Origin of the sequence: Streptomyces sp. HUAS ZL42, assembly GCF_040782645.1 — a bacterium.
In the GTDB taxonomy this organism is placed as follows: domain Bacteria; phylum Actinomycetota; class Actinomycetes; order Streptomycetales; family Streptomycetaceae; genus Streptomyces.
In genome coordinates, this window is sequence record NZ_CP160403.1 from 9583560 (window position 1) to 9596942 (window position 13383).

Annotated in this window: 12 protein-coding genes and 2 pseudogenes; 8 read left to right on the forward strand and 6 right to left on the reverse strand. The window is 71.6% G+C overall.

What is annotated here, in order from left to right:
- Nucleotides 1-271: 271 nt before the first annotated feature.
- On the reverse strand, nucleotides 272-457 hold the full coding sequence (locus ABZO29_RS43880; protein WP_367325787.1) for a hypothetical protein: 186 nt from the start codon (nucleotides 455-457) through the stop codon (nucleotides 272-274).
- 208 nt (nucleotides 458-665) lie between these two features.
- Between ABZO29_RS43880 and ABZO29_RS43885 the strand changes: the two genes are divergently transcribed.
- The 7 genes from ABZO29_RS43885 (at nucleotide 666) to ABZO29_RS43915 (ending at nucleotide 8457) form a co-directional block, all read left to right on the forward strand.
- Entirely contained in the window at nucleotides 666-1016 is a 351-nt protein-coding gene (locus ABZO29_RS43885) for an ArsR/SmtB family transcription factor (protein ID WP_367326406.1), read from the forward strand.
- A gap of 188 nt (nucleotides 1017-1204) precedes the next feature.
- Complete coding sequence (locus ABZO29_RS43890) at nucleotides 1205-1687, forward strand: NADH-quinone oxidoreductase subunit B family protein (RefSeq protein WP_367325788.1); 483 nt, start codon at nucleotides 1205-1207, stop codon at nucleotides 1685-1687.
- A complete protein-coding gene (locus ABZO29_RS43895; RefSeq protein ID WP_367325789.1) occupies nucleotides 1684-3717 on the forward strand; it encodes a proton-conducting transporter membrane subunit in 2034 nt (677 codons plus the stop codon). Before ABZO29_RS43890 ends, ABZO29_RS43895 begins: the two co-directional genes overlap by 4 nt.
- A gap of 10 nt (nucleotides 3718-3727) precedes the next feature.
- The gene (locus tag ABZO29_RS43900) at nucleotides 3728-4684 is read left to right on the forward strand and encodes a respiratory chain complex I subunit 1 family protein (RefSeq protein ID WP_367325790.1); all 957 of its coding nucleotides are present in this window, start codon (nucleotides 3728-3730) and stop codon (nucleotides 4682-4684) included.
- Nucleotides 4681-5361, forward strand: a complete 681-nt coding sequence (locus tag ABZO29_RS43905; RefSeq protein WP_367325791.1) for a hypothetical protein — start codon at nucleotides 4681-4683, stop codon at nucleotides 5359-5361. Before ABZO29_RS43900 ends, ABZO29_RS43905 begins: the two co-directional genes overlap by 4 nt.
- Entirely contained in the window at nucleotides 5361-6971 is a 1611-nt protein-coding gene (locus ABZO29_RS43910; RefSeq protein ID WP_367325792.1) for a proton-conducting transporter membrane subunit, read from the forward strand. Before ABZO29_RS43905 ends, ABZO29_RS43910 begins: the two co-directional genes overlap by 1 nt.
- A gap of 4 nt (nucleotides 6972-6975) precedes the next feature.
- A complete protein-coding gene (locus tag ABZO29_RS43915) occupies nucleotides 6976-8457 on the forward strand; it encodes an NADH-quinone oxidoreductase subunit C (RefSeq protein WP_367325793.1) in 1482 nt (493 codons plus the stop codon).
- A gap of 4 nt (nucleotides 8458-8461) precedes the next feature.
- On the opposite strand, the pseudogene ABZO29_RS43920 reads toward ABZO29_RS43915, so the two are convergent.
- A pseudogene (locus ABZO29_RS43920) lies at nucleotides 8462-8575 on the reverse strand (GNAT family N-acetyltransferase); the annotation flags it as partial.
- Nucleotides 8576-9082: 507 nt separating this feature from the next.
- Here ABZO29_RS43920 and ABZO29_RS43925 point away from each other — a divergent pair.
- Nucleotides 9083-9649, forward strand: a complete 567-nt coding sequence (locus ABZO29_RS43925) for a hypothetical protein (RefSeq protein ID WP_367325794.1) — start codon at nucleotides 9083-9085, stop codon at nucleotides 9647-9649.
- 58 nt (nucleotides 9650-9707) lie between these two features.
- Here the strand turns inward: ABZO29_RS43925 and ABZO29_RS43930 are convergent, their stop codons facing one another.
- From ABZO29_RS43930 to ABZO29_RS43945, 4 genes and pseudogenes are all read right to left on the reverse strand, one after another.
- Nucleotides 9708-10400: a lysophospholipid acyltransferase family protein gene (locus ABZO29_RS43930; RefSeq protein ID WP_367325795.1), complete on the reverse strand. Its 693-nt coding sequence runs from the start codon at nucleotides 10398-10400 to the stop codon at nucleotides 9708-9710.
- A gap of 202 nt (nucleotides 10401-10602) precedes the next feature.
- Nucleotides 10603-10815: a hypothetical protein gene (locus ABZO29_RS43935; RefSeq protein ID WP_367325796.1), complete on the reverse strand. Its 213-nt coding sequence runs from the start codon at nucleotides 10813-10815 to the stop codon at nucleotides 10603-10605.
- 562 nt (nucleotides 10816-11377) lie between these two features.
- Entirely contained in the window at nucleotides 11378-12448 is a 1071-nt protein-coding gene (locus ABZO29_RS43940; RefSeq protein ID WP_367325797.1) for a YbhN family protein, read from the reverse strand.
- A 446-nt stretch (nucleotides 12449-12894) separates the two neighbouring features.
- Nucleotides 12895-13112, reverse strand: a pseudogene (locus tag ABZO29_RS43945) (IS701 family transposase); the annotation flags it as partial.
- Nucleotides 13113-13383 lie beyond the last annotated feature (271 nt).

A 13383-nucleotide genomic window follows, 5' to 3' on the forward strand; every position in this document is an offset into this window, starting at 1 on the left:
CCACGGCGCAGGCGCGACGGCAGCACCAGGCGGGCCACGAAGGCGGGCGGCGCACAGGTGGGCGGGAGACAGGGACCAAGGAGTGTCCGGCGTGACGGCATGGCGGTGGGCGGCCGGCCGACGCCGGGCTGACGGGCGTACACCGCGGCGGCCTGCGCGTCGCCGCTCCGTTCCACTTCGACGCGGGCCTGTTCAGACACGAGAAGGGCACGCCACGGATGCGACGGCGACGCTCACCGTTGGGCTGGCCGGTTGGTCTGTCGTGCGTGGGTCAGAGGCGGTCGGCGTCCGGGGCCGGCTGATCGGGCCGGCCGCCGAGGGACAGCTTCAGCAGGCCGGCGTTCCCGCAGCGGGGGCAGCCACCGTCCGGTCCGATGGCGGTGGGGCGGCACTTGAGGCGGCAGGCGGGGCACTTGAGCCAGGCGACACCGATACCGCGCAGCGGTGTGATCCTCACGCGATCCTCCCTCACAGGACTTCAGTAATTGCTAATCTTAGCAATTACTGAGGTCACCGTTGGATTCGACGGCTGATCCCGGTGTGGATTCGGCCCGGCCGGTGCCACACGCGAGGATGGGTCGCATGTTCTTGACGAGTGGGTGGATGCGATGCGCCGAGGCGGGGCCGGTGGGGCCGTGCTGCTGTACCGGGGAGGCGACGGCCAGGTGAGTACGCCGCTGTACCAGCTGAAGGCCGAGTTCTTCAAAACGCTCGGCCACCCCGCGCGCATCCGGGTCCTGGAACTGCTGAGCGAACGCGAGCACGCGGTCGCCGAGATGCTGCCCGAGGTGGGCATCGAGCCCGCGCACCTCTCGCAGCAGCTGGCCGTGCTGCGGCGGGCCAACCTGGTCGTGACCCGTAAGGAGGGCTCGACCGTGTACTACTCGCTGACCAGCCCGCATGTGGCCGAGCTCCTGCGGGTGGCCCGCACGATCCTTTCGGGCGTGCTGGCGGGTCAGGCCGAACTGCTCGCCGACCTGCAGGCCGCCCAGGGGGAGGGGAAGCCGCCGTCGTAGCCACGGCCCTCGAACGGCGGCCGTCTCCCGAGAGTTGGACAGCGCTGAGTGGTGTCGGGGGACGGCCGCCTTCCCAAGCAGGCGCGGGATGCCACTGAGGTAAAGGACCGGCAAAACGTCGTGACTCCAGCCGCGGGATGACTCGTTGGTCATCTCCGGACAAGTCCTCACCGTTCAGGGAGGGGCTCATGGGCCTGTTGCGCAAGATCCGCACTACCGGGCGGGTCGCCGAGCCCGCGCCGCCGCGCCCGCGGGGTGACGTGCCGGAGAAGGCGCGGGAGCTCGGCGGTTCGGTGCAGGTGCGGTGTGTGGACGCGGGCTCGTGCAACGGCTGCGAGATCGAGATCGCCGCTGCCTTCAACCCGGTGTACGACGCCGAGCGGTACGGCGCGCGGCTGGTGGCCTCGCCCCGGCATGCGGATGTGGCGCTGGTGACCGGGCCGGTGACGCGGAACATGGCGGAGCCCCTGCGGCGCACGGTCGCCGCGATGGGCGAGCCGCGGCTGGTCGTGGCGGTGGGCGACTGTGCGATCAACTGCGGGGAGTTCGCGGGCGGCTACGGCGTTGAGGGCGCCGTCTCCGATGTCGTACCGGTGGACCTGGCCGTGCCCGGTTGCCCGCCGGAGCCGGGAGAGATCGTGGCGGCGCTCAGGCGAGTGACCGGACGGTGAGCGTGATCCCGGCCGCCCTCGCGACGGCCACCGCACTGGCCGGAGCGGGCGCGCCGGCCGGGCTCGGGCTGCCGTACCGGCTGCGCGTGCCGGTCGTGGGAGCGTTGACGGCGGGCGTTGGGGTGAGCGGTGGCGTGGCGGGTGTGGCTGCACTGGGCGGCAGCCGCTGGGCGGCCACGCTCCCCGGCGTGTTGCCGCTGGCCGGGGCGCACGCGGCGGTGGACGCGCTGGCGGGGCTGTTCATGGCGGTGGCGGGGGCCGTCGTGGGCGCGGTCGCGGTGTACGGCATCGGTTACGCGGCCGGGCACGGCGCGCACGGGCTGGGCTCGCGCACCGCTCAGTCGGTGCTGCCTCTGTTCGCCCTCACCCTGGTGCTGGTGCCCGTGGCGGCGTCGGTGTCCACGTTCCTGGTGCTGTGGGAACTGATGGCGCTCGGCTCGCTGCTGCTGGTGCTCGCCGAGCATCGGGAACGTCCTTCAGTGCGGCAGGCGGGTGTCTGGTATGCGGTGATGACGCACCTCGGCCTGGTGCTGTTGCTGGCCGGGTTCGCCCTGTTCGCGGCGCAGGCGGGCGGGGAGACGTTCGCCGCCCTGCGGGCGGGCGCGGACGCTGTGTCGCCGACGGTGCGCGGGCTGGTGTTCGTCCTGGCCGGGCTGGCGTTCACGTCGAAGGCGGGCGCACTGCCGCTGCACGCCTGGCTGCCGCGCGCGCATCCCGAAGCGCCCAGCCCCGTTTCGGCGTTGATGAGCGCCGCCATGGTCAACCTCGGCGTCTACGGCCTCGTCCGCACCGGCCTCGACCTGCTGGGCGGTGGACCGGCCTGGTGGTGGCTCGCCTTGCTGGCGGTCGGCGCGGCCAGCGCCGTCTACGGCATCCTCCAGGCCGCGATGGCCTCCGACCTCAAACGGCTGCTGGCCTACTCGACGAGCGAGAACATGGGCCTGGTCCTGATCGGGGTGGGGGCGTCCGGGCTGTTCGCCGCCTACGGCGACCGTCCGCTCGCCGCGCTGGCCCTGTCCGCGGCGCTGTTGCACGTGGTCAACCACTCGGCATTCAAGGCCCTGCTGTTCTGCGCGGCCGGGTCCGTCGTTCGGGCCACCGGCCTGCGGGATCTGGACCGGCTGGGCGGGCTGCGCTCCCGGATGCCGGTCACGGCTGGGCTGTTCGCGCTCGCAGCGCTCGGTGCCGTGGCCCTGCCGCCGGGTAACGGTTTCATCAGCGAGTGGCTGCTGTTGCAGTCGCTGATCCACGGACTTCAGGTGCCGGGCGTCGCGGTGGCGGTCGTCCTGCCGCTGTCGGTGGCACTGATCGCGCTGTCCGCCGGCATTGCCGCGGCGGCGTTCGTCAAGGCGCTCGGGGTCGGCTTCTTCGCCCGTCCCCGCAGCGAGCAGGCCGCCACGGCCAAGGAAGCGCCCTTCCTCATGCTGACCGGAATGGGGTTGCTCGGGTTGCTGTGCGCGGCTCTGGCCCTGGTGCCCGGGCTGCTGGGCGAGGGCCTGGACCGGGCCGTGGGCGCGACGGGGCTGCCAGGCCGTGGCGAGGTGTCAGGGGGTGGGCTGAAGGTGCGGCTCGCGGCTGTGTCGGCAACGCTGTCGCCGCTGTGGGTGGTGGCCGCGCTGGCCGCCGTGTTCCTGCTGGCCGTTGGTCTGCCCAGGCTGTACGGGCGCAGGCGGCGCCGTGCCGACGCCCGGCTGTGGGACTGCGGCGGAGGTGCGCCGACGCCGCGCATGGCCTACACGGCGACCTCTTTCGCGGAACCGTTGCAGCGGGTGTTCGACGATGTCCTTGCCCCAGAACAGGATCTGAACGTCACGCCGGTGCGCGAGTCGGCGTATCTGGTGGAGCGCGTGCGCTTCCAGCGCCGGGTTCCCGACCGGCTCGAACACCGGCTGTACGAACCGGTGCTGCGCTCGCTCGCCGGGGCCGGGCAGGCAGCCCGGCGGCTGGCGGGCGGCAGCGTCCACCTCTATCTCGGCTACGGCTTCGTCGGCCTGGTCGCCCTGCTGTTGATCCTGGCGGTGGGCTGGTGAGAGCAAACAGATGAGTGCTGTCGGATACGTGGCCGTGGCCGGCCAGATCGTCATGGTGGGCGCCGGAGCGCCGCTGCTGACGGGGTGGATGCGCCAGATCCGCGCCCGCCTGGAGGGACGGGCCGGTGCCGGGGTGCTCCAGCTCTGGCGGGACACGCGCAAACTGCTGCGCAAGGAACCGATCACACCGGTGGGCACCGGACCCGCCTTCCGCGCCGCCCCCGCCCTGCTGGTCGCCACCACCACGGTCGCGGCCGCCCTCGTGCCGCTGCTGTCCACCGACACCCCGGTGAGCGGACATGCGGATCTCATCGTGGTCGTGGCACTGATCGCGCTCGGCACACTGTCGCTGGCCCTGGCCGGCCTGGACACCGGCACCGCGTTCGGCGGGATGGGTGCATCCCGGGAGATGACGGTGGCCGCGCTGGTGGAACCCACGATCCTGCTGTCGGTGTTCGCCCTGTCGATACCGGCGGGCACGACCAACATCCCCTCCATCGTCCACGGCGCCGTCGACGAGCCGGCCCGTCTCGCCTCCCCGGCGGGCCTCCTGGCCACCGCCGCGCTCGCCGTCGCGGTGCTCGCGGAGACCGGGCGGATCCCGGTGGACAACCCCTCCACCCACCTCGAACTGACGATGATCCACGAGGCGATGGTGCTCGAGTACGCGGGCCCCGACCTGGCGCTGGTCGAACTCGGCGCCCAGATGCGGCTCACCCTTCTGCTCGGGCTGCTGTCGTCACTGTTCGTCCCCTGGGGGATCGCCACCAGCGTCTCCTGGACCGGGCTCGTCCTGGCCCTGGTGCTGTTCGCGGCGAAGCTCACGCTGCTGGGTGCGGTACTGGCGGCGGCCGAGGTCTTCTGGGCCAAGGTCCGACTGTTCCGGGTGCCCGAGCTGCTCGCCGGCTCCTTCCTGCTGGCGCTCCTCGCGGTGACCGCCTCGTACTTCCTGAGCGGAGCGTCATGAGCGGCAGCCTCTACACCGAGCTCCTCGACCTGGCCTGCGGCGCCTTCCTGCTGGCTGCCGTGGTGGTGCTGTGGCGGCGCGAACTCGCGGCGATCGTCCGGGTCTTCGCCTTGCAGGGCATCGCGCTCGCCGTGATCGCCGTCCTTCTCGGCGCGCACGAGGAACGCTGGGATCTCATCGGTGTGGGGATCGGCGTCGGCGTGCTCAGGGCCGGCGTACTGCCGTATCTGATGCGCCGCGCCCTGGCAGCTCTTGCCGCCGACCGCGTGCACAGCGAGGAGGTCCGGGAGACACAACCCCTGGTCAACGTCGCTGCCTCGCTGCTCACCGCGGCGCTGCTGACCCTGCTGGCCTACGCCGTCGCCCGTCCCCTGACCGAACTGAACCCGACCTCCGCCACCCGCGCCCTGCCCGTCGGCCTCGCCGTCGTACTGATCGGCTTCTTCGTTCTGGTCACCCGGCGCCGCGCGCTCGCTCAGGTGGTCGGCTTCCTGCTGCTGGACAACGGCATCACCGCCACCGCCTTCCTCGCCACCTCCGGCGTGCCGCTCATCGTCGAACTCGGCGTCTCCTTCGACGTGTTGCTGGCAGTGCTGGTGCTGCAGATCCTCGCCACCCGGATGCGGGAGGCGTTCGGCACCACGGACATCGACGACCTGCGGGAGCTGCACGACTGATGCTGCGTCTATCCGGAGCCCCCACCGCTTCCGCCCTGCTGCTCACCGCGCCCGCGGCCGTGCCCCTCGTGCTCGCGGGGGCGTACGCGGTGGCCGGACTGCGCCCGCGACAACCGGCTGCCGCCCCGGTGACGTCAGCCCGGCGAACGGGTGCTGCCCCGCCCGGGGCCGAGCCCCCGGTCCTGGTGGCGGAAGCGCCCGTACCCGAGCCTGCCGCGCGACGACAGCCGGCCGCCTGGGCGGCTCTTGTCTCACCTCTGGTGATCCTCACGTGCGGAAGCCTGCTCGCGGCCACCGTCATCCACGACGGACCACGGGGGGCGTACTCCGGGCTGCTGCGCGCGGACGCGCTGACCGCCTGGATGCTGCTGGTGGTCGGCGCCGTCGCGCTGGTCGCGTGCGGCTCGGCGCCGGGCTACCTGGCGGGCGAGTTCGCCGCAGGCCGGGCCAGTGACCGGACCGTGTGGCGCTACCACGTCCTCGTGCAGGCGTTCCTGGCCGCGATGTGCCTGGCGGTGGTCACCGCCAACCTCGGTGTGCTCTGGGTCGCGGTCGAGGCCACGACCATCGTGACCGCGTTCCTCGTCGGCCACCGCCACACCCGCACGTCCGTCGAGGCCGCCTGGAAGTACGTGGTGATCTGCTCGGCCGGGATCGCGCTGGCCTTCCTCGGCACCGTGCTCATCTACTACGCAGCCCGCCAGGCGGGTATCGCCGAAGCGTGGGCGCTGGACTGGCCCACCCTCGTATCCCGCGCCGACCGGCTCGACCCGGCGGTCGTCCGGCTCGGCATCACCCTCGTCGTGCTCGGCTTCGGCGCCAAGGCCGGTCTGGTTCCGCTGCACGCCTGGCTGCCCGACGCCCACAGCCAGGCTCCCGCGCCGGTGTCCGCGCTGATGTCCGGGGTCCTGCTGTCGGTCGCCTTCGCCGCGATCCTGCGCTACCGCGTCATCGCGGACGCCGCCCTCGGCATCGACTTCACCCGCGTCCTGCTCGCCGGGATCGCCCTGCTCACCCTCGCCCTCGCGGCCGGCCTCCTGCTGGCACAACGCGACTACAAGCGGATGCTGGCCTACTCCAGCATGGAGCACATGAGCCTGATCGCCCTGGCAGCGGCGATCGGCAGCCCGCTCGCCCTGTCCGCCGCACTGCTGCACATCGCCGGGCACGGGCTCGCCAAGTCCGTCGCGTTCTGCGCCTCCGGCCACATCCTGCAACTCACCGGCACCACCAAGATCGGCCGACTGCGCGGGCTGCTCGCCCGGGCACCCGCCCTGGCCGGGACGTTCGGCCTTGCGGTGGTGGCGCTCATGGCCTTCCCGCCGTTCAGCCTCTTCGCATCCGAACTGGGCATCGCCCGGGCCGGTTTCGCCGCCGGCACCGGACTGGGCTGGGTCACGGCAGCGGCCCTGCTGCTCGTGCTCGTCGCCTTCGCCGCGCTCGCCACCCGCACCGCCCGGATGCTGCTGGGAACGGGAACACCGGCTGCGGACACCCCGTCCGCCGTGTGGCCCCTGGCGCTGGGCCTCGCCGCCTGCGCAGCCCTGGGCGTGACATTGGGCCCGCTCACCGACCTGCTGCACGCCGCCGCCCAGGCGATCGGAGGCTGAAGCGATGCGCACCACGCACGAGATCGGTGTCACCGAAATCCCCCAGCGGGCAGAGCAGTTGATGGACAGCGGCCACCGCCTCGCGCTGGTCGCCGCCCACTTCGACGAGGACGGGCCGCGCCTGGTGTACCTCTTCGTCTCCGGCCCGCCCGACACCCGCACCGAACTGCACGTCCGCCTCGACCGCGACCGGCCCGAGGTACCCACACTGGCCCATCTCTCCTTCCCCGCAGGCCGGTTCGAGCGTGAGATGCGCGACCTGTTCGGCATCGTTCCCCTCGCCCACCCGCTCCCGCGCCGCCTCGTACGGCACTTCCACTGGCCGCGCGGCTGGTACCCGATGCGCCCCGACGCCGGACCCCCGCCGCTCTTCGGCGAGCAGGAAGGCCCCTACCCCTTCCTTGAAGTGGAGGGCGACGGCGTGTACGAAATCCCCGTCGGCCCGGTGCACGCCGGACTGATCGAACCCGGCCACTTCCGCTTCTCCGTCGTCGGCGAGACCATCCTCAAGCTCAAGGCCCGCCTCTGGTTCGTCCACAAGGGCATCGAGAAACTCTTTCAGGGACGCTCGGTGGCCGCCGGACTCCCGCTCGCCGAACGCATCAGCGGCGACACCGCCGTCGGCCACGCCCTCGCGTACTGCCTGGCCGTCGAGGAGGCCACAGACACCGAAGTCCCCAAACCGGCCCAACGCGCCCGCGCCCTCCTCCTCGAACTGGAGCGCGTCCACAACCACGTCGCCGACCTCGGCATGCTCTGCAACGACGTCGGCCACGGCATTCTCAACGCCCACGCCCAGCGCGTCCGCGAGCAACTCCTGCGCCTCAACAAGGAGGTCACCGGGCACCGGTTGCTGCGCGGAGGCGTCGTCCCGGGCGGCGCGGTCCTGCGCGGGCTGCCCGATCCCGTTCGGGTGAAGGCGATCGGTGAGGACATCCGGGAGATCACCGGCCTGGCCCTCGGCCACTCCACCGTCCGCGACCGGTTCACCGGCACCGCGATCCTGCACACCGCAGCCGCTCGTGAAATGGGCTGCCTCGGCTATGTCGCCCGCGCCAGCGGCATCGCCGACGACGCCCGCGTGGCGCACCCCTTCACCGAGTACGGGGCACAACTCGCTGTACCCGTACACGACACCGGCGACGTCCTGGCCCGTTTCCTCGTCCGCGCCGAGGAAGTCGAGACCTCCCTCGCCCTGATCGAGCAGTTCGCCGATGGACTGGCGGCCCCTCAAGGGATGCTTGCTCCCCAGCCGTCGCCCGGCGTGGGCCCAGGCGCCGGGGTGGGCCTGGTCGAGGGCTGGCGCGGCACCATCGCCACCCGCGTCGAACTCGCACCTGACGGCACCCTGGCCCGGGTCAAGCCGGTCGATCCGTCGTTCTTCAACTGGCCCGCCCTGCCGGTCGCGTTGGCGGACACGATCGTCCCCGACTTCCCGCTGACCAACAAGAGCTTCAATCTCTCCTACGCCGGCAACGACCTCTGACCGCTCAGATGTCACCCTCCACGAGGGCGTGCAGGTGCTGGTCGTGCCATCCGTCCTCGTGCAGGAGCGGGCTGCGCTGGGTGCCCTCGAAGGAGTAGCCGGACTTCTCCGCAGCGCGGCTCATTTCGGAGCCCCAGGCGTCCCTCGGCCTGCGAGCCGCGAGGCTGACACGCCGAACATGCAGGCCGAGGCCCTCACCTGGGCGAGGGAACCGCCGGCCGATGCCCGTGCAGGCCGCTGCAGGGGACAGCTCCACTGGCGGTGTTCGAGGCCGCCGAGGCCGAAGCGCTCCTGTGGCGGCCCGAGACACCGTTCGTGCAGGCGAAGTGGTTCGAACGTGACCGTCCTGCCTGAGCAGCTCGACACACTGCTCGTGCGTGCTGGGCGGTGCCGAGCGCTCAGGTGGGCGTCCTGGTGGACATGTGCCTCGGGCACCAAGGGCCGGTCCGTGCTCGAGGTGAAACGGCTGATCACCGCCAATATACCCCAGAGGGGTACGCAAGGCGTCTTGAGTGACGACGGTGAGGGACCCGCCGCGGCGGTGGCTACAGGCGCAGTGCGCGGCGCAAGGCGTCGGCGAGTTCTGCGAACTTCTCCTCGGCCTGGTCGGGGTCATGCGGGCGGCGTGGGTGACGCAGCCGCGCACGTGGTCGTCGAGGAGGCCGAGGACGACTTCCTGCAGTGCGCGGCCGGCGCCGCTGATCCGAGTGAGGACGTCGACTACGGCACGCACGCGCTCGCCGCCGCGATCGTCGGGGCTGGCGCCCTCACTGATGATGATCTCGGAGCGCAGCCGGCAAGAGGGACCCGGTGCCGCAGAGGTGATGATCTCGCCGCTGGCCGGAGCGAGGGTGAGTCTGAGCATGCCGTGGCCCGAGACGAAGCAGACGTTGCGGAGGGGATCGGGGCAGCCGAAGCGTCCCGGCCGAACCAGCGGTGGGTGGCTGACTTCACCTCCGTGGCCGACCCCGGCTTCGTGAAGTTCATGCCTGTGCCCGACTGTCCGGCTGAGCCTCTGTCGTGCGGTCGGCCGGATGAGCAGGCGGTGAGAGGGAGCACCCCACGCGGGCAAACCGGCTTGTTCGACTCCCCGCCGGAGGTCGAACACCTGCGGCGCATCGCGAGGGCACCGGATGTGCCCGCCACCGGTGTGCTGATGGGCGAACACCAGTTGCGGGTGGTGGTCGCATGACTGCTCGCTCGTACCGGATGGCCTTCCCGACCTGATCGCACCCAAGAGGCGGCGGGCCTCAGCCCTGCCGCCCCTTCGCCTGTGCAGCCTTCACCTCGGCCGCGTACCGGTCCACGTACTCCTGGCCCGACAGCCGCAAGATCGCGTACGTGATGTCGTCGGTCACGGCCCGCAGCACCGTCTTTTGCTGCGCCATCCCTGCAAAACGAGAGAAGTCCAGCGCTTCCCCGAAACGGATCGTGACCGGCAGGAGTCCCGGCAGGACGCGTCCCGGAGCCCGGATCTGGAACGTCCCCACCATCGCGCACGGGATCACCGGAACCTGTGCGGCCAGCGCCATCGCCGCCACCCCGACCTTGCCCTTGTACAGCCGGCCGTCGGGGGAACGCGTGCCCTCCGGATAGATTGCCAGCAGCCCGCCCTTCGCCAGTACCCCCAGCCCCTCCCGGATCGCCGCCTGCCCCGCCGCCCTGCCCGACCTGTCCACCGGAATCTGCCCGGCAGCGCGCAGAACCAGCGCGGTCAGCCGGCCTTTGAGGCCCTGCCCCGTGAAGTACTCCGCCTTGGCCAGGAACGTGATGCGCCGTTTCAGGACGGCGGGCATGAGAAGGGGGTCCGCGAAGGACAGGTGATTCCCGGCGACGATCGCCGCGCCCTCCGCCGGAACATGCTCGAGCCCCTCGACCCGCGGGCGGAACAGCAGCCGCAGCGGCGGCCCCAGAAGGATGTTCTTGAGCAGGTAATAGAACACGGGCGGCTCCCCACTGCCGAATCAGGTGCTGGGGTCGGCCCGCGCGATCCCGCACTCACGCCTCGCTGTCCAGCCCGCCCCGCGCCTGCGTCCGTCAGCCGGATCGTCGTCCCCAGGGCCGTGTCACCGGCTGCCTCATGCAGCCGGCCGACCCAGTAGGACGCCGGACCCCGGTACGCGCCCACGTCGCCGAGTCACCGAGTCACCGAGCGCAGCCGACGTCCAGCACTTCCACTACGTCACCATGGCGGGTGTGCACAAGCCAGCACCACTCTCCGAACGTTGCGGCCAGGTCCGGGGCCTCCGTCGTCGAGTCCCCGGCCACCGCTTCGATGAGCGTGATGATCTCCTCATGAACTTCGTCCGGGACCGCGAACAGGGCGTTCGCAGCCCGTGGGACCAATTCGACTCTCATTTCGCCTCCCGCGGACGGAAGGTGCAGCAAAGCGCGGAATTCTCGGCTCCGCCTGGGCCTGTGGACGGCGACGACCACAGCCCCTGACCACGATAAATCCACCATCCCGTCCCATGCGGGCTCCGTGCGCCGGATGCTTGTCCTGGCCGCCACCGCCTCGACCGCGGGCGCGACCGCCCGGGCGGCCGGGGAGGGCACCCGCAGGAGTGACGGCGTCGTCCGAACCACCATCAGCCGACAGCGACCACGGCCAGGGCAAACGCAAGCGCGGGCAGCCCGCTGACCAGGGCGGACACTCGGGGCGCTGACCAGCCGCGCGGCGCGCAGGTCCGCCAGGCCACGGAGGGGCTGAGGCCATGGTGGGGCGTCTCAGCGAGCGGGTGGCGATCGCCGGCGGCGGAGCTCCCCGTCGCTGAAGGGTCGAAGCTGGTGGCGGAACTCGGTGACCTGGCCCGCTACGCGTACCTGGACGTCAGCAGCGTGGACGACCGGCAGACGGTGGTGGCAGCGACGGAGCAGGACCTGGGCCCGGTCTCGGAGGGGTGTCGGGTCGGTGCGAGGGTCACCGCCCGTCCCGCGTTCTGCGGCTTCGAGGGGACCGGGTGCCGCCGAGGGTCACGCCGATCCAGCAAGCCCAGCCGATCGGTTGCAGCGCCCAGTAGCTGATGATCCGGTAGAGAAAGGTGGCGGCGATGGCCTGCCCGGGCTGCAGGCCGTAGGCGACGAGCAAGGCCGACAGGCCCGCTTCGACGATGCCCAGGTTCCCGGGGGTCAGGCGCAGAGCGCCCGCGACCTGTGTGAGCGCGTATGCGAGCAGCAGCCCGTGCCAAGGCACGCCGATACCCAGCGCCCACATCGCGGCGGCCAGACATGCGGCATCGAACATCCAGTTGAGCAGAGCAAGTGCGAACGGCCGCATCCACGGCAGGAATCCGGGCTGCACCCTGCGGGCGTGGTCGGCCAGGTCGGCCAGGGCCACCTCCGCTTGCCGGACCCGCCGGGACCGTTCGCCGGTGTGCAGCCACGCACGACGCACCACCCGACGGAAGCTCGCGAAGCGGGACAGGCCGAGAACGACCAGGCCGAACGTGAGGGTCAGCACCAGCGCGCCGACCACCGGGCGGACGAGGGCGCCAGGGCCGGCCGGGCCGGCCGCCAGCGCACCGACCGCGAGAAGGAGAACCAGGCTGAGCGTCGACAGCGCACCCGCGATCACCAGCACGGCCGCCGCGTGCACCTGTCCCACGCCCCGGCGGGACAGCTGCCGGAACACCCAGGCCGCCGAGAAGGCCGCTCCGCCCGGCAACGCTCCGGCCATGGCGTTGGCGGCCACGGCGACGGCCGTCATCCGCCACATGCTCCATTGCACATCCCCCGCCCGCAGCAGCCAGCGCTCCACGGCGGCGAAACACACGAAGGACATCGCCTCGAGCACCACGGCGACCGCCAGGCCTGGCAGGTGCACGCGGGCGATCAGCTGGTACGCCTCCACCAGCTCGCGCCGCCGGGAGAGCGCAACCACGACCGCGGCCACCACGATGAGCCCGGCACCCAGCCACCACAACCAGCCCGGCCGTGCCACGGGAGTGTGCACCAGCCTGCCGTTCTCGGCCGTGGAGCCCGGGTGTGGCATGGCTCGTCACCTTCGACAATCCGCGCGGTGGGGGAGCCCGGTGACGGCAACTGATCCGTCAGGCGTATGTGTCGGCTCCGGACCGCGCCCGCCATGGGGCCGAACCCGTCGGGGGCCCGGCTCTGGCAGCATTCCCACGGCTGAATCCTCCTGATCTGCCCCCGCCCGGGTGGACCGACCCCTCACCGTGGCGACCCTGGCGCGGAGCCTCGGGATGAATCGCTCTCTTCAGCGTCCGCGGGCCTCGCCACTGTCGGCAAATGTCCTTACGGCGGTCGCCGGGACAGCGTGTGCAGCGTCCACCTGCAGGGGCAACCCGGGAGGCAGTCGGGCCGGAGTGGCAAGGGCCGAGGGTAGTGACCGGATCGCCGAGCCGTGTCGAACCACGCATCTGGCCGGCCTGCTTGCTGGGCCCGTGATCAGAGGCCGGAGGCGGTACCGATTCTTCATGTCTGATTCGCGACTTGTCGGCGGTAATGGCTGGTCTGGGCTCGGGCCTGGTGGCGGCGTCGCCAGGCGGACCAGCGGAGCCGGTGGGCCGCTCGTGCACGGGCCGGACGACGAGCGTCGTGACCAGTCGCTGGATCTCGTTGCAGGTGAGCGGGATCAGTTCGTCCTGGGCGGGATGGCGGGCGTGCTCGTAGGCGCGGACGACGGCGATGAAGCCTGACTTCTGCAGTTGGTGGGTATGCGCACTCGCCAGAAACGGGGCCTGAGCTGCGGGAACACGCGAAGGACGCGGCCGTTGCGGGCGTGTGCCTACGCGGACACATCCTGGCTTTCAGGCCGGGTCTGCGGCGGCGATCCGGGGTGGTGGCTTGATGCCGAAGTCGCGGTAGAGGGCGGCGGCCTGCTCGGGCGTGAGTGGGGTGGTCTGGACGAGCTGTCCGGCGTCGTCGGGGGCGCCTGGACCGGGCGTCCCGCCAGATTGAGGG

Coding starts and splice junctions, on each gene's coding strand:
- ABZO29_RS43910 (WP_367325792.1), top strand. CDS start 5,361: ATGCTGCGTCTATCCGGAGCCCCCACCGCTTCCGCCCTGCTGCTCACC.
- ABZO29_RS43905 (WP_367325791.1), top strand. CDS start 4,681: ATGAGCGGCAGCCTCTACACCGAGCTCCTCGACCTGGCCTGCGGCGCC.
- ABZO29_RS43935 (WP_367325796.1), bottom strand. CDS start 10,815: ATGAGAGTCGAATTGGTCCCACGGGCTGCGAACGCCCTGTTCGCGGTC.
- ABZO29_RS43890 (WP_367325788.1), top strand. CDS start 1,205: ATGGGCCTGTTGCGCAAGATCCGCACTACCGGGCGGGTCGCCGAGCCC.
- ABZO29_RS43900 (WP_367325790.1), top strand. CDS start 3,728: ATGAGTGCTGTCGGATACGTGGCCGTGGCCGGCCAGATCGTCATGGTG.
- ABZO29_RS43915 (WP_367325793.1), top strand. CDS start 6,976: ATGCGCACCACGCACGAGATCGGTGTCACCGAAATCCCCCAGCGGGCA.
- ABZO29_RS43940 (WP_367325797.1), bottom strand. CDS start 12,448: ATGCCACACCCGGGCTCCACGGCCGAGAACGGCAGGCTGGTGCACACT.